A 24,500-nucleotide genomic window follows, 5' to 3' on the forward strand; every position below is an offset into this window, starting at 1 on the left:
CGGAATGGGAGTTCACAGTTCCTCCGGCCGCTGCAGCAGCTCGCGCAGCTCGGCGAGGAACAGCGCGCCGCGGTGGCCGTCGGAGACGCGATGATCGGCGGCGAGGCTGGCGGTGACGACGGGCATCACGCACAGCTCGCCGCGGTCCTCGCGCACCCAGGGCCGCGGCGCGATGCGGCCGAAGCCGACGAGGGCGACCTGGGGCGGATAGATCACGCCCGCCACCGCCTCCACGCCCTGCTCGCCGAGATTGGTGACGGTGACCGTCGGATCGCCCATCTCCGAGCTGCGCAGCGAACCGGCACGCGTGCGCCTGACCAGGTCGGCGAGCTCGCGCATCAGCACATCCAGCGGCTTGTGGTCCACGTCGTGCAGCGCCGGGGCGATCAGGCCGCCCTGGCGCAGCGAGATGGCGACGCCGACGTGGATGCCCTGCGCGGCGACGAACTGGCCGTCGCGGTGGAAGCCGTTGAGCTCGGGGTACTTGCGCAGCGCCAAAGCAACGGCCTTCAGCTGCAGCACCGCCATCAGCAGGCGCTCTGTGATCGGGCGTCCCGCGTTGGCGCGGCCGAGCCAGTCCTGCGCGCGCGCCATCGGCACGGTTTCGAACAGGTAGTAATGCGGGATCTCGCGCTTCGAGCGGCTCATCGCCGCGGCGATGGCGCGGCGGGTCTCGGCCTGGCGCTCGGCAGCGGAGATCGGGCTTGGCGTCGCCGCGGGTGGTGAAGCAGGCAGTCGTGCAGCCGCCACGGCACGCTCCACGTCCTCCAGCGTGACCGCGCCGCCCGGGCCGCTGCCCGACAGCGCGGCAAGCTCCACTCCCAGCGCCTCGGCGCGCTTGCGCGCGGCGGGCGAGACGCGCAAGCGCCCGGCCGGCGCGGGCGAGACGTCCGGCGCGGGTTTCGCCGCGGGCGCTTCGACCACCGGCACCGCCGCCGCTGCAGCCGCCTTCACGGTCTTCGTGCGCGTCCTTTTCGCCGCCGGCGCCTCGCCGGGCTCCAGCAGCGTCGCCATCACCGTGCCGACCGCCATCCGCGTCCCCGGCTCCACGAGCAGTTCATGCACCGTGCCGTCCTGCCAGATCTCGACATCCACCGCCGCCTTGGAGGTGTCGACGATGGCGACGACCTGACCCTTCACGACCCTGTCTCCAGGGCGCACGAGCCACTCCAGCAGCTTGCCTTCGTCCATGTCGGCGCCCAGCGAAGGCAGCTTGAACTCAAACATTCAGCAGCTCCTTCACCGCGGCGACGATCTTCGGCACCTGAGGCAAGGCGGCCTCCTCGAGGTGCTTGGCGTACGGGATCGGCACCTCCTCGCTGCACACCCGCGCGGGCGGCGCGTCGAGCTCATAGAAGCAGGTCTCGACGATGCGCGCGATCAGCTCGGCAGCGAGGCTGCCGCTGCGCCAGCCTTCGTCCACCACGACCGCACGATGCGTCCGGCGCACCGATGCGGCGACGGTGTCGATGTCCAGCGGGCGCAGCACGCGCAGATCGACCACCTCGACCTCGACGCCCTGGGCCGCCAGTTCTTCCGCCGCCTGCAGCGCCTTGGGCAGGCAGCCACCGTAAGCGAACACGCTTGCCTGCGCGCCGGCGCGGCGCACCGCGGCGCGGGCGATGTCGCAGCGCCAGTCGTCCGGCAACTCGTCTTCCAGGTTGTAGAGCTGGGCGTGCTCGAAGATCACCACCGGATCGGGGTCGGCGAGCGCCGGCGCGAGCATGCCGCGCGCGTCGGCCACGGTGGCCGGCGCCAGCACGCGGATGCCGGGAATGTGGGCGTACCAGTTCTCCAGGCTGTGCGAGTGCTGCGCGCCGAGCTGGCGCCCGGCGCCGGTGGCCATGCGCAGCACCAGCGGCACCGAGCACTGGCCGCCGGACATGTGGCGCAGCAGGGCGGCGCTGTTGACGATCTGGTCCAGCGCCAGCAGGCTGAAATTGACCGTCATCACCTCGACGATCGGACGCAGGCCGCCGAGCGCCGCCCCCACGCCGGCGCCGACGAAGCCGAGTTCGGACAGCGGCGTGTCGCGGATGCGCTCGGGGCCGAACTCCTCCAGCAGGCCTTTCGACACCGCATAGCTGCCGCCGTAGCGGCCGACGTCCTCGCCCATCAGGAACACGCGCGCATCGTTCTGCAGCGCCTCGCGCAGCGCCAGCCGCAGCGCCTCGCGGTAGCTCATCCTCATGGCGTACCCCCTGCGGCCGCGCCGGCCGGCGTGTGCACGTCCTTCAGCAGATCCGCCACCGGCTCCCATGGCGCCTGTTCGGCGAACGCGACCGCGGCGGCCACCTCGGCTTCGGCCTCGGCATCGAGCGCGAGGAAGGCCTCCTCGTCGAGCCTGCCCTCGGCCTTCAGCTGCGCGGAGAGGCTGTGGATGGGGCCGCGCTGCTTCCACTCCTCGATCTCGGCCTTGTCGCGGTACAGATCGGGATCGAACATCGAGTGCGCGCGGAAGCGGTAGGTCTGCAGCTCGACGAAGGCCGGGCCGCCCCCCTCCCTCACCTGCCGCACCGCGCGGCTCACGGTGTCGAACACCGCGCGCACGTCCATGCCGTCGGCGCGGAAGGTGGCGACCCGGTAGCTCGCCGCCTTGGCGCACAGGTCGGTCTGCGACTCCGAGCGCGCCAACGCCGTACCCATCGCGTACAGGTTGTTCTCGCAGCAGAACAGCACCGGAAGCTGCCACAGCGCGGCGAGGTTGATCGACTCGTGGAAGGCGCCTTCGGCCATCGCGCCTTCGCCGAACACGCACAGGGTGACGCGGCGCACGCCTTGCAGCCTGTCCGCCAGCGCCAGGCCCACGGCCAGCGGCAGGCCGCCGCCGACGATGGCGTTGCCGCCGTAGAAGCGGCGCGCCACGTCGAACAGGTGCATCGAGCCGCCGCGCCCGCGCGAGCAGCCCGCCGCCTTGCCGAACATCTCGGCCATGATCGCGTCCATGCCCACACCGCGCAGCAGCGCGTGGCCGTGCTCGCGGTAGGTGGCGACGACGTTATCGTCGGCGGCGAGCGCGTGCATCGCGCCGGTGGCGCAGGCTTCCTCGCCGATGTAGAGGTGCAGGAAACCGCGGATCCTGCCGGCACCGTAGAGCTCGGCGCATTTCTCCTCCATGCGGCGGATGCGCAGCATGTCGGCCAGCAGGCGCAGCTCCAGCGGACGCTCTGCAGAGGCCCTGGGCTTGCGTGTGCGCGTCATGCTCCGGCCTCCAGCGTGGAGGTGTCGCCTTCGGGCAGGCCGAGTTCGCGCGCCTTCAGCAGCCGGCGCATGATCTTGCCGCTGCGCGTGCGCGGCAGCACCGGCAGGAAGTCGATCTCCTTGGGTGCCACCGCCGCGCCGAGCTTCTTGCGCGCATGACCGAGCAGCTCCTTGCGCAGCGCCTCCGAAGGCTCGAAGCCCTGCTTCAGCGACACGAAGGCCTTCACCACCTCGCCGACCATGTCGTCGGGCTTGCCGATGACGCCGGCCTCGGCCACCGCCGGATGCTCCATCAGCGCGCTCTCGACCTCGAAGGGCCCGATCAGGTGGCCGGCCGACTTGATCACGTCGTCGCTGCGGCCGACGAACCAGTAGTAGCCGTCGGCATCGCGCCGCGCCAGGTCGCCGGTCAGGTACCAGTCGCCGGCGAAGCACTTGCGGTAGCGCTCCTCGTTGTTCAGGTAGCCGCGCAGCATCGATGGCCAACCACGCTTCAGGGCCAGTTCGCCCTCCTCGTCGGGCGCATCGACGAACTCCACGCCGCCGCCTTCGCGCGGACGCACGATCGCCGCCTCGACACCGGGCAAGGGCTTTCCCATCGAGCCGGGCTTGATGTCGAGCGCGGGAAGGTTGGCGATCATGATGCCGCCGGTCTCGGTCTGCCACCAGTTGTCGTGGATCGGCTTGCCGAGCACGTCGCGGCCCCACCACACCGCCTCGGGATTGAGCGGCTCGCCCACGCTGGCGACGAAGCGCAGGCGGGGGAAGGAAAAACCGCGCGCCAGCTCCGGCCCGGCCTTCATCAGCATGCGGATCGCGGTGGGGGCGGTGTACCAGACGCTGACCCGCTGCTCCTGCAGGATGCGGTACCAACGCTCGGCATCGAAGTCGGCCACGTCGACGATGGAGCTCACGCCGTGCAGCAGCGGCGCGACGATGCCGTAGGAGGTGCCGGTGACCCAGCCGGGGTCGGCGGTGCACCAGAAGATGTCGCCATCATGCAGATCGAGCGCGTAGCGGCCGGTCGCCCAGTGGGTGAGGACCGCGCCATGCACGTGTATGGCACCCTTGGGCGTGCCGGTGGTGCCGCTGGTGAAGTGCAGCAGGGCGAGGTCTTCGGGCCGGGTCGCCACCGTCTCGAACGTGTCCGCGGCCTGCGCCATCAGCGTGGCGAGGTCCTGGGTGGCGGGGATGGCCGTCGCGCCATCCTCCTCACCCACCAGCAGGACATGGCGCAGGCTCGGCAGGCGATCACGCAGCTTCGCCACCTTGCGCTCGTACAGCAGGTCGGTGGTGACCAGCACCGCCCCCTCGCCGATGCCGATCCGGGTGGCGATCGGCTCCGGGCCGAAGGCGGAGAACAGCGGCGACACCACGCAGCCCGCCTTCAGGCCGCCGAGCACCGCGATGTACAGCTCCGGGATGCGCCCGGTCAGCACGAAGACACGCTCGCCGCGCCGCACGCCCAGGGTCCGCAGCACGTTGGCGAAGCGGCTGGTAAGGCGCGACAGCTCGCCGTAGCCGACATCACGGAGCGAGTTCTCACCGAGGAAACGGAAGGCGATGCGCTCGCGCAGCGGGCCATGCGCGTGGCGCTCGACCGCCTCATGGGCGATGTTGAGCCCGCCGCCGGGCAGCCCCGCCAGCTCGGCGCGCGCCGCGTCCCAGGAGAAGCCGGCACAGGTCGCGGCGTAGTCGGCAAGATTGGGCGGCACGGCCAGATCGGCGGCCGTCTTGTGGATGATCGCGGGGCGCTGCATCGCCTTCTCCTCACCATCGTCTTCATCGTCGCATGGCAGCGACGTCTTCGCGTCGGCCACCTCCCCGGTTTCTTTTTAGGCCAGCAGGGCCGCCTCGGCCATGCTGCCGAAGCCCGGGCCGCGCATGAGGAGGCCCATCGCCGCCGTTTCGACGTCCCCCTTGCGGTGAATGCAGCGGCGCAGCGCCTCGCTACGGCCGATCACCCGCCCGGCGCAACAGCCCCGGCTTGCGGCAGCTCGGCCACCAGGCAATCGGTGGTGAGGATCAGGCCCGCCACCGAGGCCGCATTCTGCAGCGCACTGCGCGTGACCTTGCACGGGTCGAGCACGCCCATCGCGATGAGGTCGCCGTATTCCTCGGTCGCGGCATTGAAGCCGAACGCGCCGCTGCCCGCCGCCACCTGGTCCAGCACCACGGAAGGTTCCAGGCCGCCGTTGGCGACGAGCTGGCACAGCGGCTCCTCCACCGCGCGCAGCACGATCTGGATGCCGCAGTCCTCGTCGTGGTTGACGCCATGCAGCACGCCCAGCGCCGCGCGCGCGCGCAACAGCGCCACGCCGCCGCCGGGCAGGATGCCTTCGGCCACCGCGGCGCGTGTCGCATGCAGCGCGTCCTCGACACGCGCACGGCGCTCCTTCATCTCGGACTCGGTGGCCCCACCCACCTTCACCACCGCCACGCCGCCGGCCAGGCGCGCGATGCGCTTCTCCGGGCCCTCGCGCTCGAAGTCGGAGCGCGTGCCCTCGAGCTCGGCGCGGATGCGGGCGATGCGGGCCTCGATCAGCGCGTGCGCGCCGCCGCCACCCACCAGCGTGCAGCGGTCCTTGTCCACCTCGATGCGGCGCGCGCTGCCCAGCTCGGCCGCGGTGGCGTGTTCCAGGCCGATGCCGGTCTCGCCGCCGACCAGCGTGGCGCCGGCCAGCACCGCGATGTCCTCGAGCATGGCGCGGCGGCGCTCGCCGAACTCCGGCGCCTTCACCGCGCAGGCCTTCAGCGTGCCGCGCGCGGCGTTCACCACCAGCAGCGCCAGCGCCTCGCCCTCGACTTCCTCGGCGATGATCAGCAAGGGCCGCCCGCTGCGCGCCACGACCTCGAGCACCGGCAGCAGCTCGGCCACGGCGCCGATCCTGCGGTCGCACACGAGGATGACGGCATCCTCGAGCACGACGCGCGCACCCTCGGTGTTGATGAAATAGGGCGACAGGTAACCACGGTCGAACTGCATGCCCTCGACCACGTCCAGCGTGCTCGCGAGGCCCGAGCCCTCCTCCACGGTGATCACGCCGTCCTTGCCGACGCGCTCCATGGCGTCGGCGATCAGCTCGCCGATGGCAGCGTCGTTGTTGGCCGAGATGCTCGCCACCTGGGCGATCTCGGTGCGCGTCCCGCACGGCCGCGCCATCGCCTTCAGCGCGCCGACGAGCGCGTCGACAGCCTTGTCGACGCCGCGCTTCAGATCCATCGGGTTCATGCCCGCGGCGACGTGCTTCATGCCCTCGCGCACGATGGCCGCAGCCAGCAGGGTCGCGGTGGTGGTGCCGTCGCCCGCCACTTCGGAAGTGCGCGCCGCCACCTCCCGCACCAGTTGGGCGCCCATGTTCTCGAAGGGATCGGCGAGCTCGATCGCGCGCGCGACCACGACCCCGGAGTTGATCACGATCGGCGGCCCATAGGGCTGCTGCAGCAGCACGGTGCGCGCGCGCGGCCCCAGCGTCTCCTTCACCGCATCTGCCAGCAGGGACACGCCGCGCAGGATGCGGTGGCGCGCGTCGTCGCGGAAAAGCAGTTGTCTGGCGGTCATCGTATCCTCCCTGTTCGGCCTCGCCGCGCGGATCACCGTGAAAATCTACTCCTGTTCCGCGGGCAATGGCGAGGCGACCAGGGGTGCGAGCAGAACGCGGACGGCGCGGGGGCGAAGGGCAGCGCTGCGCGCGCAGACGCCGATCGGCCGATGGCGCCCATCGAGCGCCGCGCCTCAGAACGCCACCGCGACCCCGAAATGCAGCCGCAGGCTGCGTTCCTGGTGGCCCCAGGCGAGATCGATCGCGAGCGGGCCCGCCGGGCTGCGCCAGCGCGCGCCGACGCCGTAGCCGACGCGAAGATCGTAGTCCGCGCGGGTATCGGCGGCATCCCCCGCATCGACGAAGACGGCCGCACCCCACTGCGGCCGGAACCAGCGCACGTACTCGGCGCTCGCGGTCGCCAGGTAGCGGCCGCCGACGGTCGCGTCGCCCTCCTTCACGCCCAGGCTCTGGTAGTCGTAGCCGCGCACCGACTGCGCGCCGCCGGTGCGGAAGAGGAAGTCCTGCGGCACGCCCTCGCGGCTGTCGGCCAGGGTCACGCCAGCCTCGCCGCGCAGGATGAACACGTCGGTGCCGCGCACCGGCTGGTAGCGCGCGACGCGCGAGTAGAAACGCAGGAAGTCCTGGTCGGAGAATAGCGTCTTGCTGCCCCCGCCGACCTGGAACTCGAGCACGTAGCCGCGGCTGGGGTCGAGCAGGTTGTCGACCGCGCGCTTCTTCCAGGTCCAGTTGGCGCTCAGGGTGTTGGTCGAGCGCGAGGGCGCGCCGGCCGGTTCGATGTTCTCGTGCTGCAGGCGCAGCGCGAGCTGGGTCTCGATGTCGCCGCGCAGCGTGGTGCGCGCGGCGCCGAGCGCCTGCGAGTCGATCTTGAGCCCTTCGAGGTCGCTGGCCTCGTAGAGCGCGCCGAAGCTGTCGCGGTCGCGCCCGCGCGGCGGCAGGAAGACGTCGGCGAACAGCGCCTGGCGGCGCTCCTCGATGCGCAGGCCGGAGGAGAACTCCCAGCCGCGCTTGCGCAGGTTGGCGTCGCGATAGCTGAACTCGACGCGCGCGCCGGTGTTGGTCGAATAGCCCGCCCCCACCCCGGCATAGCGCGGCAGTGCTTCGGTGACCTTGACCCGCACCGGCACCGCTGCGGACAGCGTCGGGTCGCGCTCGATGTCGACGATCACCGAACCGAAGTGCGGGGTGTTCTGCAGTCCGGTCTGAAAGGCAAGCAGCTCCTCGCGGTCGTAGGGCGCACCGGGCTTGAGCCGGCTGTAGCGCTCGACGAGATCGGTCGGCAGATGCTCCAGGCCCTGCACGTCGAGCTCGCCAAGGTAGAAGCTCGGTCCGCTGTCGATGCGCACCCGCAGCGTGGCACGCGCGCTCTCCGGGTCGATCTCGGCGCGGCTGTCCACGATGCGCGCCGCGGCGTAACGGCGCGCCGCGACCGCATCGAGCAGCGCCTGCTTGGCGCCGTCCCAGCCGCCCTGGCTGAAGGACGCGCCGACCGGCAGGCTCCAGCCCGCGCGCAGCAGGTCGAGGTACTCGCTGCCGCCCGGCCCGGAGGTGGCGATCTCGCCGACGAACTGCAGCTCGACCTGCGCGATCTCGGTGCGCGGACCAGGTTCCACCTCCAGCACCCAATTGCGCGCGTCGCTGCGATCGAAGCGCACCCGCGGCGAGAAGTAGCCCTCGGTGGCGAGCAGGCCCGCCACCTCGCGACGCGCCCGCCGGGTCATCGCCGAGCGGTCGGCCTGCTCCTCGGGCAGTTCGAGCGCCTCCTGGCGCAGCAGGCGCACGTGGCGCTCGAGCAGCGGTCGCACCTCGTCGGGCGCCTGCAGGCGCACCTCCAGGGGCTCCTGCGCCAGCGCGCCACCCCCTGCGAACGCGAGGGCCAGCGCGAGGAAGCGCAGCCCCCGGCGCAGCGGGTGTCGCACTCCCGAGCGCACCCGCTCAGTCCTCCTGGTGGTAGCCCGCGACGCGCTCGACCTCGTTCTTCGAGCCGAGGATCACCGGCACGCGCTGGTGCAGCCGGTCCGGCATCACGTCGAGGATGCGCTCGCGCCCGGTGGAGGCCGCGCCGCCAGCCTGCTCGACCAGCATCGCCATCGGGTTGGCCTCGTACATCAGGCGCAGCTTGCCGCCCTTGCTGCGACACTTCTCGTCCATCGGGTACATGAACACGCCGCCGCGGGTGAGGATGCGATGCACGTCTGCGACCATCGAGGCCACCCAGCGCATGTTGTAGTCCTTGCCGAGCGGACCTTCCTTGCCCTGCACCATCTCGGCGACGTAGCGCTTGACCGGCGCCTCCCAGAAGCGCGCATTGGATGCGTTGATGGCAAATTCCTGGGTATCGACCGGGATGGTCATGAAGGGCTGGGTGTAGATGAAGCTGCCCATCTCGCGGTCGAGCGTGAATCCGTGCACGCCCTGCCCCACGGTGAGCACGAGCTGGGTGGCAGGACCATACACGGCGTAGCCGGCCGCGACCTGCTCGCGACCGGGTTGCAGGAAGCTCTCCTCGGTGGGCTCCGTGCCGCCCGGCGGGTTGCGCAGCACCGAGAAGATGGTGCCGACCGAGATGTTGACGTCGATGTTGGACGAGCCGTCGAGCGGATCGAAGAGCAGCAGGAAGCCGCCCTTGGGCAGGTCGAAGGGGATCTGGCAGATGGTCTCGACTTCCTCCGAGGCCATGCCGGCGAGATGGCCGCCCCACTCGTTGGCCTGCAGCAGGATCTCGTTGGCGATGACGTCGAGCTTCTTCTGCGCCTCGCCCTGGACGTTGTCGGTGCCGGCTTCGCCGAGCACGCCGGCGAGCGCGCCCTTGGAGACGTTGACGCTGATCGCCTTGACCGCGCGAGCGACGACCTCGATCAGCAGGCGCAGGTCGGCGGTGATGCGGCCGGCGCGCTGCTGCTCGATGAGGAACTGGGTAAGGGTGACTCGGCGCATGACAAGGCTCCACGACATTGAACGAAACGGACAAGGCGGGATTATCGCGGTTCCGCGCCACGAGCGCACGGGCCGTGATGCCCGAAACCGCGAGACTGCTGCCGCAGCCGCCGAGGCGCTATCATCGGCACCCCCAACCCGCTTTTCCACTTCATGCACGTCATGGTTCTCGGCGCCGGCCTGTCCGGCGTCACGACCGCCTGGTACCTGACCCGCGCCGGCTTCCAGGTCAGCCTGGTCGACCGCCAGCCCGGCGCCGGACTGGAGACCAGCTTCGCCAACGGCGGGCAGATCTCGATCAGCCATCCCGAGCCCTGGGCCAACCCCGGCGCACCCGCGCAGGTGCTGCGCTGGCTCGGACGCGCGGACGCGCCGCTGAAGTTCCGCCCGCACCGCGCCCTTGCGCAGTGGACCTGGGGCCTGCGTTTCCTGCTCGAATGCCTGCCCGCACGGGCGCACCGCAACACCGTCGCGATCGCCGCGCTCGCGCTCGCCAGCGGGCAGCGACTGCGTGCGCTGCGCGCCGAACTCGGCCTCGAATACGACCAGCTCGAGCGCGGCATCCTGCACCTGTTCTACAGCCGCGGGGAGTTCGCCAAGGCCCCCGCGCGCGCTGCGCAGCTGCGCGCCTTCGGTATCGCGGCCGAGGTGCTGGACCGCGATGCCTGCCTGGAACGCGAGCCCGCGCTGGCCACGTGCGCCGGCAGCCTGGCCGGCGGGATCTTCGCCCAGGGCGACGAATCGGGCGACGCGCACAAGTTCACCCGCGCGCTCGCGCACAGGCTGGAAGAAGGTGGTGTGGTCCTGCACCGGGAGACCGAGGTGAGCGCGCTCGAGACCGGATCCGGCGGCCGGGTCGTGGGCGCGCGCGTGCGCCGCGCGGACGGCAGCGTCGACAGCCTGCGCGCGGACGCCTGCGTGCTCTGCCTGGGCAGCCACGGCCCGCGCCTCGCCGCGCCGCTCGGCTTGCGGCTGCCGATCTACCCGGTCAAGGGCTACTCGATCACCGCACCGGTACTCGAGCCCGCGCTCGCACCCTACGTGAGCCTGACCGACGAGTCGCGCCGGATCGTGTGCTCGCGCCTGGGCGACCGCCTGCGCGTCGCCGGCACGGCGGAACTGGACGGCTTCGACACCACGATCCGCGCGGCGCGGATCGCGCCGATCATGGCGTGGGTGCAGGCGCGCTTCCCGCACGCGATCGATCTCGAACGCGCGGAACCCTGGGCCGGGTTGCGCCCCGCCACGCCGGGAAACGTGCCACTGATCGGACGCAGCGCGCGCCCCGGGCTATGGCTCAACACCGGCCATGGCACGCTGGGATGGACGCTGGCCTGCGGTTCGGCCGCCGCACTGGCGGATCTGATGAGCGGGCGCAGGCCGGAGGTGGCGTTTCCTTTCCTCGCGGCGGCGGAGGTCTAGCGCCGCGTGCGCCCGGCGACGCGTTGCGGCGGGCCGAACGCATCGCGGAGGAGGCCGCGTCAGGCCGCGCGCGCGGCCTCGCCGGCTGCCGCATCCTCGGCAGCGAGCGTGGCGCAGCCACAGCCGGCGGCGCGCGTCTCGCCTTCGGCGAGTGGGCGCAGCGTGCACGAATCGACGTCGAAGCCGATCGTCGCCAGATGAAAGGCGAGCGCGGCATCCATGCCGTTCACGTGATTCACGAACCAGGCCGGCAGCTCTTCCATCAGTCGGCGGCCAAGGAAGTGGTCGCCGCGCTCGGCGCGCTTGCGGATGTCGGCCATCACCGCGAGCACGCGGTCATGCTCGGCGCGATGGCAGCCGGGAAAGTCGACCGCTTCCATCCAGCCGTTCTCGAGATCGAAGTGGGCCTTCGCATGCTCGATGAGCGCGTCGAGCGCACGCAGGAAATCATCGGGCGCGGCGTTGGCCGCGGCGTTGTAGCACTCGACGAACTCGCGATGGGTCTCGTCCATCGGGGCGAGGTTGTTGTCGAGATCGGCGCTCCAGGCAAGGCTAGGCATCGGTGTTCCTCACTTGACGATCTTGAGATGGCTGCCGCGCGGCGGGCGCGCGGGGGGCTGCGGCTCCGCGGAGCGCTCGCGACGCAGTTCGGCGGTGGTGTCGCTCATGTCCTGGACGACGTCGGCGGACGGATCCTGCACCGCCACGGACGCATCCTCCACCGCCTCGAGCTCGGGCTCGAAGGCCATGCCCTGCCCGTTCTCGCGTGCGTAGATCGCGACCACGTTGGCCACCGGGATCACCAGCGAATGCGCGGCACCGCCGAAACGGGCCTGGAAGCTGATGAAGTCGTTGGCCATTTGCAGCTGGCCGGTGGCGTCGGGCGAAAGGTTCAGCACGATCTGGCCGTCGCGCGCGTAACCGGGCGGCACCCGGGTGTCCTCGTCCACCAGCGTGGCGAGATAGGGCGTGAAACCCTGATCCACGCACCATTCCCAGATGGCGCGCAACAGGTATGGCTTGGTCGAGACGGTGCTCATCGGCTCTCCGGTGGCCGTGCCACGCCCCTGCGGGCGCCGCACGGCCTGACTGCGGTCGTGCGGCTCAGCGCCGCATGACCTTTTCGGACGGGGTCAGCGCGTCGATGAATCCCTGACGGCTGAAGATGCGTTCGGCGTACTTCATCAGCGGCGCAGCAGCCTTGGGCAGTTCGATGCCGTAGTGCTCGAGGCGCCACAGCAGCGGGGCGATCGCGACGTCGAGCATGGAGAACTCCTCGCCGAGCATGTATTTCTGCTTGGTAAACACCGGCGCGAGCTGGGTGAGATGGTCGCGCACGTGGGCGCGCACCTTGTCCACGCCCTTCTGCGCGGCCTCCAGGGCCTCCAGGTGGGTGAACAGCTCCTGCTCGAAAGTGTGCAACAGCTGGCGGGCACGCGCACGCATGATCGGGTCGGGTGGCATCAGCTGCGGATGCGGGAAGCGCTCGTCGATGTACTCGTTGATGATGTTGGCCTCGTAGAGCACGAGGTCGCGATCGACCAGCACCGGCACGCGGTTGTACGGGTTGATGACGGCGATGTCTTCGGGCTTGTTGTAGAGGTCGACGTCGATGACCTCGAAGTCCATGCCTTTTTCGAACAGCACGATCCGGCAACGATGACTGAAGGGATCGGTCGTGCCGGAATACAGGTTCATCATGGTGTTACGACTCCGGAATTCAAAAGCAAAAGCGCACCACGCGGGTCCGCGTGGTGCGTCAGGGTCAGGACCGCACTAGCCGGCCCGGAGGGCCGCGGCGACAGGAATCAATGAATGTCCTTCCAGTAGTTCTTCTTCAGCGCGTAGCTGAGCACGAACATGCCGGCGAGGAAGATCAGCACGAGGGCGCCGATCGACTTGCGCTTCTCGGCCACCGGCTCGCCCATCCAGACCAGGAAGGAGACGAGGTCGGCGACCGCCTTGTCGTACTCCTGGACCGACAGCTTGCCCGGCTTGACGAGTTCGAGGGCCGTCGTCGTCGTGCCGTCCGCATTCTGCGTGATCTTGGCGACCTGCTCGCCCTGCAGCTGCCAGAACACGTGCGGCATGGCCACGTTGGCGAAGATGGCATTGTTCCAGCCGGTCGGGCGGCTCGGGTCGCGGTAGAACTGGCGCAGATAGGTATACAGCCAGTCGGCCCCGCTGCCGTCCGCCGAGGCGCGCTGCCGCGCCACCAGCGTCAGGTCGGGCGGCGCGACGCCGAACCACCCCTTGGACTCCGCCGGCCGCATCGCGATCTTCATCAGGTCGCCGACGCGCTCGCCGGTGAACATTAGGTTGTCGCGGATCTCCGCCTCGGAGAGGCCGATGTTCTGCAGCTGGTTGTAGCGCACGAAGCTGGCGCTATGGCAGTTCATGCAGTAATTGACGAACAGCTTGGCGCCGTGCTGCAGCGCGGCCGGCTCGCTGCTCACCGGCGCCTTGTCCAGATGCACGCTGGCACCGGCGGCCATCGCCACGGCCGGCGCGAACAGCGCCACGGCCGCGAACCGCTTGATGAAGTTGATCACTCGCGTTTTCATTTGAAGTTCACCCTTTCCGGTTCGGGTTTGCACTTGTCGAGCTTGCTGTACCACGGCATCAGCAGGAAGAAGGCGAAGTAGATCACCGAGCAGATCTGCGACACCAGCGTGCGACCCGGGGTCGGGGGCAGAACACCCAGGTAACCCAGGATGAAGAAGGCGATCACGAAGACGACCAGCACCATCTTGAAGATCGGCCCCTTGTAGCGGATCGACTTGACGGGGCTGCGGTCCAGCCAGGGCAGGAAGGCGATGATCACCACCGACGCGCCCATGGCCACCACGCCCCAGAACTTCGCATCGAGACCGAACAGCGGATAGGTCACGGCGCGCAGGATCGAATAGAAGGGGGTGAAATACCACACCGGCGCGATGTGCGGCGGGGTCTTCAGCGGATCGGCCGGGATGAAGTTGTTGAACTCGAGGAAGTAGCCACCGCCCTCGGGCATGAAGAACACGACCGCGCTGAAGAAGAACAGGAAGACGACGACGCCGACGATGTCCTTCACCGTGTAGTACGGGTGGAAGGGGATGCCGTCGAGCGGCTTGCCGGTCGCATCCTTCTTCTTCTTGATCTCGACACCATCGGGGTTGTTGGAGCCGACTTCGTGCAGCGCGACGATGTGCGCGAGCACCAGGCCGATCAGCACCAGCGGCACGGCGATGACGTGGAAGGAGAAGAAGCGGTTCAGCGTGGCGTCGGAGACGACGTAGTCGCCGCGGATCACCAGCGACAGGTCCGGACCGATCACCGGGATCGCCGAGAACAGGTTCACGATCACCTGGGCGCCCCAGAACGACATCTGGCCCCACGGCAGCAGATAGCCCATGAACGCCTCGGCCATCAACACCAGGAAGATCAGCGTGCCGAAGACCCAGATCAACTCGCGCGGCTTGCGATAAGAGCCATAGAGCAGGCCGCGGAACATGTGCAGATACACGACGATGAAGAAGGCCGACGCACCGGTCGAGTGCAGGTAGCGGATCAGCCAGCCGCCCGGCACCTCGCGCATGATGTACTCGACGCTGGCGAACGCCACCGGAACGCCCGACGCGTTGAGCGAGGCGTCCGGCTTGTAGTGCATCACCAGGAAGATGCCGGTGAGGATCTGGATCACCAGCACCAGCAGGGCCAGCGAGCCGAAGAAGTACCAGAAGTTGAAGTTCTTCGGCGCGTAGTACTCGGACAGGTGCGCCTTCCAGGTCGACGTGAGCGGGAAGCGCTCGTCGATCCAGTTGAGAACGGCTTGGGATTTGGTCGTCATCGCTTATGCCTTCCCGTCATCGCCAACAAGGATTTTGGTGTCCGCGAGATACTGGTGCGGCGGCACCTCGAGATTGTCCGGCGCGGGCATGCTGCTATACACGCGGCCGGCCAGATCGAAGATCGAGCCGTGACAGGGGCACAGGAAGCCACCCGGCCAGTCGGCGCCCATGCCGCTGTCCGCGCCCACCTTGAACTTCTCGGAGGGCGAGCAGCCGAGGTGGGTGCAGATGCCGACCGTGACCAGGTACTCCGGCTTGATCGAGCGGTGCTTGTTCTTGGCGTACTCGGGCTGCTGCGGCTTCACGGAGTTGGGGTCGCTGACCTTTTCGTCCGTCTTGTCGAGCGAGGCGAGCATCTCGGGCGTGCGGCGCAGGATCCACACCGGCTTGCCACGCCACTCCACCGTCATCATCTCGCCCGGCTTCAGCTTGCTGACGTCCGCCTCCACCGGCGCACCGGCCGCCTTCGCGCGTTCGGACGGCGTCAGGCTGGCGACGAACGGCACCGCGGTCGCCACTGCGGCGACGCCACCTGCGGCGGACGTCGCCAGCAGCAGGGTGCGGCGGCTGCTGTCCATTTTCTGATCAACGCTCATGAGCCTCTTCCCAAAAAGGAAAACGAAAGACCTGGATACAAATAACCATCCGATTATATCGAAGACGCTGCAGCAGAGAAAGCGCGACGGGCCGATCGCCAGCCGGAACAAGGCCTTCGGCACGAAAACCGACACCGATCAGGAACCGCCCGGGGCATGCGTTGCTGCATTGCAGCAACGGAAATTCAGACCGCGCGGCGCTCGATCAGAGCCTGGCCGATGGTGCCGATGTCGGTATGCTCGAGCTCGCCGCCGACCGGGACGCCGCGCGACAGCCGGCTGACCTTGACCCCGCGCGCGCCGAGCAGGCTCGCGACGGTGTGCGCGGTGGCCTCGCCCTCGTTGGTGAAGTTGGTGGCGAGGATGACCTCGCGCACCCCCTCCTCGGTGGCGCGCGCGATCAGCTTGTCCAGGCGCAGTTCGCGCGGCCCGACGCCATCGAGCGGCGAAAGCCGGCCCATCAGCACGTAGTAGAGGCCGTTGTAGGACTGCGTCTGCTCGATCATGGCGAGATCGGCCGGCATCTCCACCACGCACAGCAGCGCGGCGTCGCGGCGCGGATTGGCGCAGCGCGGACACACCTCGTCCTCGGTGAAGCTGTTGCAGCGCGCGCAATGGCGCAGCACCTCGAGCGCATGCAGCAGGGCATTGCCCAGCCGCGCCGCGCCGCGCTGATCACGCTGCAGCAGATGATAGGCCATGCGCTGCGCCGACTTGGGGCCGACCCCGGGCAGGCAGCGCAGTGCCTCGATCAGTTCGTCGAGGCTGGAAGGCGACATCGGCGCGCCGCTCAGAACGGCAGCTTCATGCCCGGCGGCAGGTTCAGCCCGGCGGTGACGCTGGACATCTTCTCCTGGGTGGCCGCCTCGACCTTGCGCACGGCGTCGTTGAGCGCTGCGGCGACGAGGTCCTCGAGCATCTCGCGGTCGTCCATGACCGACTCGTCGATGGACACCCGGCGCACGTCGTACTTGCAGGTCATCTGCACCTTGACCATGCCGGCGCCGGACTGCCCCTCGACCTCGATCGAGCCGAGCTGGTCCTGCATCTTCTTCATGTTTTCCTGCATCTGCTGGGCCTGCTTCATCAGGCCCGCGATACCGCCTTTCATCATGATGGTGTTCTCCGTCGGATCGGTTGTCGGGTGGGGTCGATCGGGAGGGCGCGCCTCCCGGCATCGAAGGGGTTCAAAGGGGTTTCACCGTGTTCTCGACGAGCGTGGCGTCGAAACGTTCGATCAGCTCGCGCACGAAGGGGTCGGCCTCGAGCGCTGCGACCGCCTCGGCATGGCGGACCTGGCGCTCGATCGCGTCGCGCTGCGCGGGGGTCTGTCCGGAGATGTCGCCGATCGCGATGCGCACCGCGAGCGTGCGTCCGAGCGCGGCGCACAGCACGTCCTGCAGGCGCTCGACCGCGCCGCGATTCATGTCGAGCAGGTGGCGGTGCGCGGTCGACAGGCGCAGCTGCAGCACGCCATCGCCACACTCGACCCATTCGCAGTGCTGGGCAAGCTCGCGCACCAGTCCGCCGAGCCCGAGCGCGCGGATCAGGCCGCGCCAGTCGCCGAGCGCAAGCAGCGCCGCGGCATCGCCACTGGCGGCGGGCGCATCCTGGGTCGGCGCAGCCGGAGACGTCGCCGGCTCGGGCGCGCGCACCGCGGGAAGGGGCGCGGACCGCGACGGGACTTCCTCCGCCCGCCGCGCGCCACCGCCACGCGGCTCCGGGCGTGCCCGTGAGATCGCCCCCGTGTGCGCACCCGCGGAGGCGGCGTAGGCCTCGTCGTGGCCGTTGCGCGCCTCGCGCGGCGGCGGCAGATCGGAATCGGCATAGGCCTCGGGCGGGAGATCCTCCCAGGGCGGAACGTCCTGCACGCTTGCCGGGGCAGCACGCGCCGGCTGCACGGCGTGCTCCTCGCGCGCGGATCTGCGCGGCGGCGCGCTCGCAGGCGCAGGTGCGACGGCCTGCTGCGCCGCCGGAACGGAGCCGGGCTGCATGGATGCGGGCGCCGCAGCCTCGAGGACGGTCTGCTGCGCGCTGGGGATCGCCGCATCGGCGCCGGCCGCCGGTGCGGGGACGGCCGCCGGTGCGGGACCGGCGATCCCGGCCGACGCGACGGTCCGCGCGGGCACCTCGGCCGGAACGCCCGACTCCGCGGCACGCCCGGACTCCGCCGGGCCGCCGGCCGCCAGTGCAGGCGCGCGCGCGCGCCCCGCATCCGGCCCGGATGGCACGCCCGGCCCGCCAAGCGCAGCAGGCTGCTCCGGGCGGAACGCATGCAGGCGCAGCAGGGTCATCGTGAAGCCTGTGTAGTCGTCCGGCGCCAGCGGCAGCTCGTCGCGGCCGTGGACGGCGACCTGGTAGGCGAGCTGGAGGAACTCGGCGTCGAAGCGCTCGACGTAGCCGAGGATGCGCGCGCGCTCGAGCTCGTCGGCGATCGCCGCAGGTGCGTACTGGGCGAGCGCGACGCGATGCACCAGCGTGGCCAGCGCCTGCAGTGCGGCGTCGAAGGACAGGCTCCTCGCCTCCATGCCGTCGGCCACCGCGAGCAGCGCGGGCACGTCGCCCGCGGCGAGCGCGTCGAGCACCGCGTAGAGGTGGTCGTCCCCCACCGTGCCGAGCATGTGGCTGACCTGCTCCTCTTCCACCCGGCCCGCGCCATGCGCGATCGCCTGGTCGAGCAGCGACAGCGCGTCGCGCATCGAGCCCGACGCCGCCTTGGCGAGGTGACGCAGCGCGCCCGGCTCGAACGCCACCTCCTCGGCCTGCAGGATGCGCGTCAGGTGATCGACGATATGGCCCTGCGGCATCTGCTTGAGGTTGAACTGCAGGCAGCGCGACAGCACCGTGACCGGGATCTTCTGGGGGTCGGTGGTGGCGAGGATGAATTTCACATGCTCCGGCGGCTCCTCGAGCGTCTTCAACATGGCGTTGAAGGCGTGCCCGGTGAGCATGTGCACTTCGTCGATCATGTAGACCTTGAAGCGCCCCTGCACCGGCGCATACACCGCCTTGTCGAGCAGCGCGGCCATCTCCTCGACGCCGCGGTTCGAAGCCGCATCCATCTCGACGTAGTCGGGGAAGCGGTCGGCATCGATCGCGCGGCAGGCGTCGCAAATGCCGCAGGGCTCGGCGGTGATGCCGGTCTCGCAGTTGAGTGCCTTGGCGAGGATGCGGCTGATGGTGGTCTTGCCCACGCCGCGCGTGCCGGTGAACAGCCAGGCGTGGTGCAGCCGCCCGGTGGCGAGCGCGTGCGTCAGCGCACGCACGACGTGCTCCTGACCGACCAGCGTGCCGAAGGATTTCGGCCGCCACTTGCGTGCGAGGACCTGATAGCTCATGGCGGGCGATTCTAGCAGAGCGGCGGGCGGCGACCCGCGCGCTCGACGGGACGCAGGTTCAGCCCCCCGGCGTCCGGCTCAGCATGCCGCGCTCGCCCAGCCAGGCAAGCACCGCATCGGCCGCGGCCTCCAGGTCGAGGCGGGTGGTATCGAGGCGCAGTTCGGGGTCCTCCGGCGCCTCGTAAGGCGAATCGATGCCGGTGAAGTTCTTCAGCTCGCCGCGCCGGGCCTTCTTGTACAGGCCCTTGGGATCGCGCGCCTCGGCCACCTCCAGCGGAGTGTCGACGAAGACCTCGACGAACTCGCCCTCCTCCACCAGGCCGCGCGCCATGCGGCGCTCGGAGCGGAAAGGCGAGATGAAGGCGGTGAGCACGATCAGGCCTGCATCGACCATCAGCTTCGCGACCTCGGCGACGCGACGGATGTTCTCCACGCGATCGGCGTCGGTGAAGCCGAGGTCCTTGTTGAGGCCATGGCGCACATTGTCGCCGTCGAGCAGGTAGGTGTGGTGGCCGAGCGCGTGCAGTTTCTTCTCGACCAGGTTGGCGATCGAGGACTTCCCTGCGCCGGACAGGCCGGTGAACCACAGCACGCAGCCGCGCTGGTTCTTCAGCGCGGCCCGCGCGCGCTTGTCCACATCGACGTGCTGCAGGTGGATGTTGTGCGCGCGACGCAGCGCGAAGTGCAACAGGCCGGCGCCGACGGTGTTGTTGGAGAGGCGGTCGATCAGGATGAAGCCGCCGGTGTCGCGGTTGATCCGGTAGGGATCGAAGGCGATCGGCCGATCCAGGCTCAGGTTGCACACGCCGATCGCGTTGAGCTCGAGCCGCTTGGCGGCGACGTGCTCGAGGGTGTTCACATTCACCTGGTACTTGATCTCGGTGATCGTCGCGCTGACCGTGCGCGCGCCGATCTTGAGCAGGTAAGGGCGGCCGGCGAGCATGGGCTCGTCGTGCATCCACACCACCGTGCACTCGAACTGGTCGGCGACCTCGGCCGGCGCCTCGACGGTCGAGATGACGTCGCCGCGCGAGATGTCGATCTCGTCGGCGAGGGTCAGCGTGACCGACTGCCCGGCCACGGCCCGGTCGAGATCGCCGTCGCGGGTCACGATGCGCACCACCGTGCTCTCGCGCCCCGAGGGCTGTACGCGCACACGATCGCCCGGGCGGATGGTGCCGCCGGCGATGGAGCCGGCAAAGCCGCGGAAATCCAGGTTGGGGCGATTGACCCACTGCACCGGCAGGCGGAAGGGCGCGCGCTGCATCAGGCCGTCATCGACCTCCACCGTCTCGAGGTAGCCCATCAGCGTGGTGCCGTGGTACCAGGGCATCGCAGCGCTCGGAGAGGTGATGTTGTCGCCCCTGAAGGCCGACATCGGGATGAAGGTCACCTGCTCGATGCCGAGCTGGCGGGAGAAGGCGGTGTAGTCCTCGACGATGCGGCGGAACACGCCCTCGGCGTAATCGACCAGGTCCATCTTGTTGATCGCCACCACGATGTGGCGGATGCCGATGAGGTTCACCAGGTAGCTGTGACGCCGCGTCTGGGTGAGGATGCCCTTGCGCGCATCGACCATCAGGATGGCCGCGTCGGCCGTCGAGGCGCCGGTGACCATGTTGCGGGTGTATTGCTCGTGGCCGGGGGTGTCGGCGACGATGAACTTGCGCTTGTCGGTGGAGAAGAAGCGATACGCCACGTCGATCGTGATGCCCTGCTCGCGCTCGGCGGCCAGGCCATCGACCAGCAGCGCGAAGTCGATCGCCTCGCCCTGGGTGCCGTACTTCTTCGAGTCGGCCTCGACCGCGGCGAGCTGGTCCTCGAAGAGCATCTTCGACTCGTAGAGCAGGCGCCCGATCAGCGTGCTCTTGCCGTCGTCCACGCTGCCGCAGGTGATGAAGCGCAGCAGGCTCTTGTTCTCGTGCGCCCTGAGGTACTGCTCGATGTCGGTCGCGATCAGGTCGGAAACGTGTGCCATTTAGAAATAGCCCTCCTGCTTTTTCTTTTCCATCGAGGCGGCCGAGTCGTGGTCGATCACCCGCCCCTGGCGCTCCGAGGTCCTGGCCAGCAGCATCTCCTGGATGATCGCCGGCAGGGTGTCGGCCTCGGACTCGATCGCGCCGGTGAGCGGATAGCAGCCCAGGGTGCGGAAGCGCACCTTCTTCATCATCGGCACCTCGCCCGGGCGCAGCGGCATGCGCTCGTCGTCGACCATGATCAGCGTGCCGTCGCGCTCGACCACCGGGCGCACCGCGGCGTAGTAGAGCGGCACGATGGGGATGTTCTCGAGGTAGATGTACTGCCAGATGTCGAGCTCGGTCCAGTTCGACAGGGGGAACACGCGGATCGACTCGCCCTTGTGCTTCCTCGCGTTGTAGAGCTTCCACAGCTCGGGGCGCTGGTTCTTCGGGTCCCAGCGGTGCTGCGCGGTGCGGAAGGAGAACACGCGCTCCTTGGCGCGCGATTTCTCCTCGTCGCGGCGCGCGCCGCCGAAGGCCACGTCGAAGCCGTACTGGTCGAGCGCCTGCTTGAGGCCCTCGGTCTTCATGATGTCGGTGTGGATCGCCGAGCCGTGGGTAAAGGGGTTGATGTCCTTCTCCACGCCCTCGGGGTTGATGTGCACCAGCAGGTCCATGCCGGTCTCGCCCGCCATGCGGTCGCGAAAGCTGTACATGTCGCGGAACTTCCAGCGCGTATCGACGTGCAGCAGCGGAAAGGGCGGCACCGCCGGATGGAAGGCCTTCAGGGCCAGGTGCAGCATCACCGCGCTGTCCTTGCCGATGGAGTAGAGCATCACCGGGTTGTCGGCCTCGGCGACGACCTCGCGCAGGATGTGGATGCTCTCGGCTTCGAGGCGCTGGAGGTGGGTCAGGCTGGTCGTAGGCACGCTGGTCATGGGCGACGGGATGCGAAGGGACAAGGCATGAATGATGAGGCCGCGCGCCGTCGCGCGCAGCGTCTTCGAAGATCGGCGGGCGGAACTATTTCTCGCGGTGCGACATTCTGCACCCGAATCCACCCCTAGACGGGGCTCTCGCCACGCCCGCCCGGGTACACTTGCGGCGTCGACCACTCCCCCGGAGCCCGCTGATGGACACCGCAACCGCCTCACGGCTCCTCGAAGCCCTGCTCCCGATCGTGCGCGCGGCCGGCGCGCTGGTGATGGACATCTACCGCAGCGACTTCGCGGTGCGCGGCAAGGACGACGCCTCGCCGGTAACCGAGGCCGACGAGCGCGCCGAGGCGCTCATCGTCCCCGCCCTCGAGGCCTTGCTGCCCGGCGTGCCGGTGGTGGCCGAAGAGGCCGTCGCGGCGGGCCGCCTGCCCGCACTCGGGCGCCGCTTCTGGCTGGTCGATCCCCTCGACGGCACCAAGGAGTTCATCGGCCGCAACGGCGAGTTCACCGTCAACATCGCCCTCGTCGAGGATGGCGAGCCGGTCCTCGGCACCGTCTTCGCACCCGCGCTCGAGCGCCTCTTCCTCGGCGCGGGCGGGGTCGGCGCCTTCGTCGAGCAGGACGGCCGTCGCCGCCCGATCCGCTGCCGCACCGTCCCGCCCGCCGGCCTCACCGTGGTGGCCAGCCGCTCGCACGGCGACGCGGCCGCGCTCGACGCCTTCCTCGACGGGCGCAAGGTGGCCGCGCTCACCAACGCCGGCTCCTCGCTCAAGCTGTGCCTGGTCGCGGCGGGCGAGGCCGATCTCTATCCGCGCCTCGGCCGCACCATGGAATGGGACATCGCCGCCGGCCATGCGGTGCTGACCGCCGCCGGCGGCCGCGTGCAAACCCTGGCGGGGGCGCCGCTGCGCTACGGCAAGCCGGGGCTGGACAACCCCCACTTCGTCGCCAGCGGACTGGACTGAGCCCGGGCGTGCCGATGACGACCGCCCACCTCGTCCTCGCCTCGATCGCGCTGCTGCTAGCGCTGCTGGCCCACGGCCGCGTCGGCCCGGCGGTGCTGTTCGCGGCCTGGGCGGGCGGCTACCACCTGCTCGGCCTCGCCAGCCAGCAGGAACTGCTGGCGAGCTTCTCCAACCCCGCGCTCGCCACCCTGATCCTGCTGCTGCTGGTCTCGCTCGCGCTCGAACGCTCGCCGCTGCTCGACCATCTGTCGGAACTCCTGCTCAAGGGCCGCGTCGGGCTGGCGACCCTGCGCCTGTCCGTCTTCGCCTGCCTGATCTCGGCGTTCATGAACAACACCGCGGTGGTGGGCGCGCTGCTGGGCACGGTCACCTCGCAACGCCGACACCCCGCCTCGAAGCTGCTGATCCCGCTCTCCTACGCCTCCATCCTCGGCGGCATCACCACACTGGTCGGCACCTCGACCAACCTGGTGGTGAACTCCTTCGTCATCGACGCGGGCCTGCCGCCGCTGCAGATGTTCCAGTTCGCCTGGGTAGGGATTCCGGTCGCGCTCGCCTGCATCGGGGTGATGGCACTGAGCTCGCGACTGCTGCCCGCGAACGCCTCGAGCGAGGCCGAGGCACGCTCGACCTACTTCCTCGAGGCGCGCGTGGCTGCGGGCTCGCCGATGATCGGACGCAGCATCGAAACCAACCGCCTGCGCAACCTCGAGGGCCTGTTCCTGCTCGAGATCGAGCGCGAGGGCCGGCTGATCTCGCCGGTCGGCCCGGCCGAGATCCTGCACACCGGCGACGTGCTGGTGTTCACCGGCGAGGTGGCGCGAGTGCAGACCCTGCAGCGCTTCCCCGGGCTGGAGGTGTTCGGCGCGGGCGCCGACGCGCTGCTCAAGTCCAACCTGGTCGAGGTGGTGCTCGCGAGCAGCTCGGACCTGGCCAACCGCACCCTGCGCGAGGTCGACTTCCGCACCATGTTCGATGCCGGGGTGGTCGGCATCCGCCGCGGCGACCGGCGCCTGACCGGCCAGCTCGGACGCATCCCGCTGCGCGTCGGCGACAGCCTGCTGCTGGCCGCGGGCCCGGACTTCCTGCAGCACCGCAACCTCGACCGCAACTTCCACATCCTCAACGGCTCGGGTCTGCGCCCCAAGCTCGGCCGCATGCAAAGCGTCGCGGCGCTGTCGGGCTTCGCACTCGTGATCCTGGTCGCCGCCCTGGGCTGGCTGCCCCTGTTCGGCGGCCTGCTCGTGCTGCTCGCCGCCCTGCTCGGCAGCGGCCTGCTGACCCTGGGCGAGCTGCGCCGGCGCTTTCCCTTCGAACTGCTGGTGGTGATCGGCTCCGCGCTGGCGATCGCCGGCGTGGTCGAGCGTTCGGGCGCGGCGGAGCTGGTCGCGGGCTGGATGCGGGCGATCTTCGACGGGCACGGCGTCCATGCCGCGCTCGCGGGTGTCTACCTGATCACGCTGACGCTCACCGAGGTGATCACCAACACCGCCGCCGCCGCGCTCGCCTTCCCGATCGCGCTCGGCACCGCGCGCGCGTTCGGGGTCGATCCGATGCCCTTCGTGATGGTGGTGGCCTACGGCGCGAGCGCCGGCTTCCTGATCCCCTTCGGCTACCAGACCCACCTGATGGTGTATTCGGCCGGCCGCTACCGCATGCGGGATTTCCTGCGCGCCGGACTGCCGGTGAGCCTCACCTACTCGGCGCTGGTGCTGCTGCTGGTGCCGCTGGTGTTTCCGCTCCACCGCTGAG

The 24,500-nt window shown here is 69.7% G+C and carries 22 protein-coding genes; 3 read left to right on the forward strand and 19 right to left on the reverse strand.

The window, feature by feature from the left end; genetic code table 11:
- Window positions 1-12: 12 nt before the first annotated feature.
- The 8 genes from PO78_RS07040 to PO78_RS07070 form a co-directional block, all read right to left on the reverse strand.
- On the reverse strand, window positions 13-1,227 hold the full coding sequence (locus PO78_RS07040; protein ID WP_043742883.1) for a dihydrolipoamide acetyltransferase family protein: 1,215 nt from the start codon (window positions 1,225-1,227) through the stop codon (window positions 13-15).
- Window positions 1,220-2,191, reverse strand: coding sequence for an alpha-ketoacid dehydrogenase subunit beta (locus PO78_RS07045; protein ID WP_012585002.1), 972 nt, complete (start codon window positions 2,189-2,191; stop codon window positions 1,220-1,222). Before PO78_RS07045 ends, PO78_RS07040 begins: the two co-directional genes overlap by 8 nt.
- Window positions 2,188-3,201, reverse strand: a complete 1,014-nt coding sequence (gene pdhA / locus PO78_RS07050) for a pyruvate dehydrogenase (acetyl-transferring) E1 component subunit alpha (RefSeq protein WP_004322103.1) — start codon at window positions 3,199-3,201, stop codon at window positions 2,188-2,190. Before pdhA ends, PO78_RS07045 begins: the two co-directional genes overlap by 4 nt.
- On the reverse strand, window positions 3,198-4,961 hold the full coding sequence (acsA, locus tag PO78_RS07055) for an acetate--CoA ligase (RefSeq protein ID WP_043742971.1): 1,764 nt from the start codon (window positions 4,959-4,961) through the stop codon (window positions 3,198-3,200). The genes pdhA and acsA overlap by 4 nt, the downstream gene beginning before the upstream one ends.
- Window positions 4,962-5,036: 75 nt before the next feature.
- Complete coding sequence (locus PO78_RS23510) at window positions 5,037-5,165, reverse strand: hypothetical protein (protein WP_269429727.1); 129 nt, start codon at window positions 5,163-5,165, stop codon at window positions 5,037-5,039.
- The gene (groL, locus tag PO78_RS07060; protein WP_043742885.1) at window positions 5,162-6,763 is read right to left on the reverse strand and encodes a chaperonin GroEL; all 1,602 of its coding nucleotides are present in this window, start codon (window positions 6,761-6,763) and stop codon (window positions 5,162-5,164) included. The genes PO78_RS23510 and groL overlap by 4 nt, the downstream gene beginning before the upstream one ends.
- A gap of 174 nt (window positions 6,764-6,937) precedes the next feature.
- Complete coding sequence (locus tag PO78_RS07065) at window positions 6,938-8,683, reverse strand: autotransporter assembly complex protein TamA (protein ID WP_231570646.1); 1,746 nt, start codon at window positions 8,681-8,683, stop codon at window positions 6,938-6,940.
- Between the two features lie 16 nt (window positions 8,684-8,699).
- Window positions 8,700-9,701, reverse strand: a complete 1,002-nt coding sequence (locus PO78_RS07070; protein ID WP_004322114.1) for a class 1 fructose-bisphosphatase — start codon at window positions 9,699-9,701, stop codon at window positions 8,700-8,702.
- Window positions 9,702-9,854: 153 nt separating this feature from the next.
- On the opposite strand from PO78_RS07070, the gene PO78_RS07075 reads away from it, so the two are divergent.
- On the forward strand, window positions 9,855-11,123 hold the full coding sequence (locus PO78_RS07075) for a D-amino acid dehydrogenase (protein WP_004322115.1): 1,269 nt from the start codon (window positions 9,855-9,857) through the stop codon (window positions 11,121-11,123).
- A gap of 59 nt (window positions 11,124-11,182) precedes the next feature.
- Here PO78_RS07075 and PO78_RS07080 read toward each other — a convergent pair whose 3' ends face one another.
- From PO78_RS07080 to cysD, 11 genes are all read right to left on the reverse strand, one after another.
- Window positions 11,183-11,683, reverse strand: a complete 501-nt coding sequence (locus PO78_RS07080; protein ID WP_043742890.1) for a hemerythrin domain-containing protein — start codon at window positions 11,681-11,683, stop codon at window positions 11,183-11,185.
- 9 nt (window positions 11,684-11,692) lie between these two features.
- Complete coding sequence (locus PO78_RS07085) at window positions 11,693-12,163, reverse strand: ClpXP protease specificity-enhancing factor (RefSeq protein ID WP_004325183.1); 471 nt, start codon at window positions 12,161-12,163, stop codon at window positions 11,693-11,695.
- Between the two features lie 64 nt (window positions 12,164-12,227).
- On the reverse strand, window positions 12,228-12,824 hold the full coding sequence (locus PO78_RS07090) for a glutathione S-transferase N-terminal domain-containing protein (protein ID WP_004325185.1): 597 nt from the start codon (window positions 12,822-12,824) through the stop codon (window positions 12,228-12,230).
- A 107-nt stretch (window positions 12,825-12,931) separates the two neighbouring features.
- Complete coding sequence (locus tag PO78_RS07095) at window positions 12,932-13,687, reverse strand: cytochrome c1 (protein WP_004325187.1); 756 nt, start codon at window positions 13,685-13,687, stop codon at window positions 12,932-12,934.
- Window positions 13,684-14,952, reverse strand: coding sequence for a cytochrome b (locus PO78_RS07100; protein ID WP_004325188.1), 1,269 nt, complete (start codon window positions 14,950-14,952; stop codon window positions 13,684-13,686). Before PO78_RS07100 ends, PO78_RS07095 begins: the two co-directional genes overlap by 4 nt.
- A gap of 3 nt (window positions 14,953-14,955) precedes the next feature.
- Window positions 14,956-15,549, reverse strand: a complete 594-nt coding sequence (petA, locus tag PO78_RS07105) for a ubiquinol-cytochrome c reductase iron-sulfur subunit (protein ID WP_004325190.1) — start codon at window positions 15,547-15,549, stop codon at window positions 14,956-14,958.
- A gap of 185 nt (window positions 15,550-15,734) precedes the next feature.
- On the reverse strand, window positions 15,735-16,328 hold the full coding sequence (gene recR / locus PO78_RS07110; protein WP_004325192.1) for a recombination mediator RecR: 594 nt from the start codon (window positions 16,326-16,328) through the stop codon (window positions 15,735-15,737).
- An 11-nt stretch (window positions 16,329-16,339) separates the two neighbouring features.
- The gene (locus tag PO78_RS07115; RefSeq protein ID WP_004325193.1) at window positions 16,340-16,663 is read right to left on the reverse strand and encodes a YbaB/EbfC family nucleoid-associated protein; all 324 of its coding nucleotides are present in this window, start codon (window positions 16,661-16,663) and stop codon (window positions 16,340-16,342) included.
- 73 nt (window positions 16,664-16,736) lie between these two features.
- Complete coding sequence (dnaX, locus tag PO78_RS07120) at window positions 16,737-18,887, reverse strand: DNA polymerase III subunit gamma/tau (RefSeq protein WP_012585001.1); 2,151 nt, start codon at window positions 18,885-18,887, stop codon at window positions 16,737-16,739.
- A gap of 58 nt (window positions 18,888-18,945) precedes the next feature.
- The gene (cysN, locus tag PO78_RS07125; protein ID WP_043742892.1) at window positions 18,946-20,865 is read right to left on the reverse strand and encodes a sulfate adenylyltransferase subunit CysN; all 1,920 of its coding nucleotides are present in this window, start codon (window positions 20,863-20,865) and stop codon (window positions 18,946-18,948) included.
- Entirely contained in the window at window positions 20,866-21,783 is a 918-nt protein-coding gene (gene cysD / locus PO78_RS07130; protein ID WP_004320144.1) for a sulfate adenylyltransferase subunit CysD, read from the reverse strand. It lies immediately after the preceding gene.
- Between the two features lie 194 nt (window positions 21,784-21,977).
- Here cysD and cysQ point away from each other — a divergent pair, with 194 nt between their 5' ends.
- On the forward strand, window positions 21,978-22,748 hold the full coding sequence (gene cysQ, locus PO78_RS07135; RefSeq protein WP_012584999.1) for a 3'(2'),5'-bisphosphate nucleotidase CysQ: 771 nt from the start codon (window positions 21,978-21,980) through the stop codon (window positions 22,746-22,748).
- Window positions 22,749-22,762: 14 nt separating this feature from the next.
- Window positions 22,763-24,499, forward strand: a complete 1,737-nt coding sequence (locus tag PO78_RS07140; protein ID WP_004320148.1) for an SLC13 family permease — start codon at window positions 22,763-22,765, stop codon at window positions 24,497-24,499.
- Window position 24,500 lies beyond the last annotated feature (1 nt).

The sequence above is a fragment of the Thauera sp. SWB20 genome (assembly GCF_000831325.1).
GTDB lineage: Bacteria > Pseudomonadota > Gammaproteobacteria > Burkholderiales > Rhodocyclaceae > Thauera > Thauera aminoaromatica.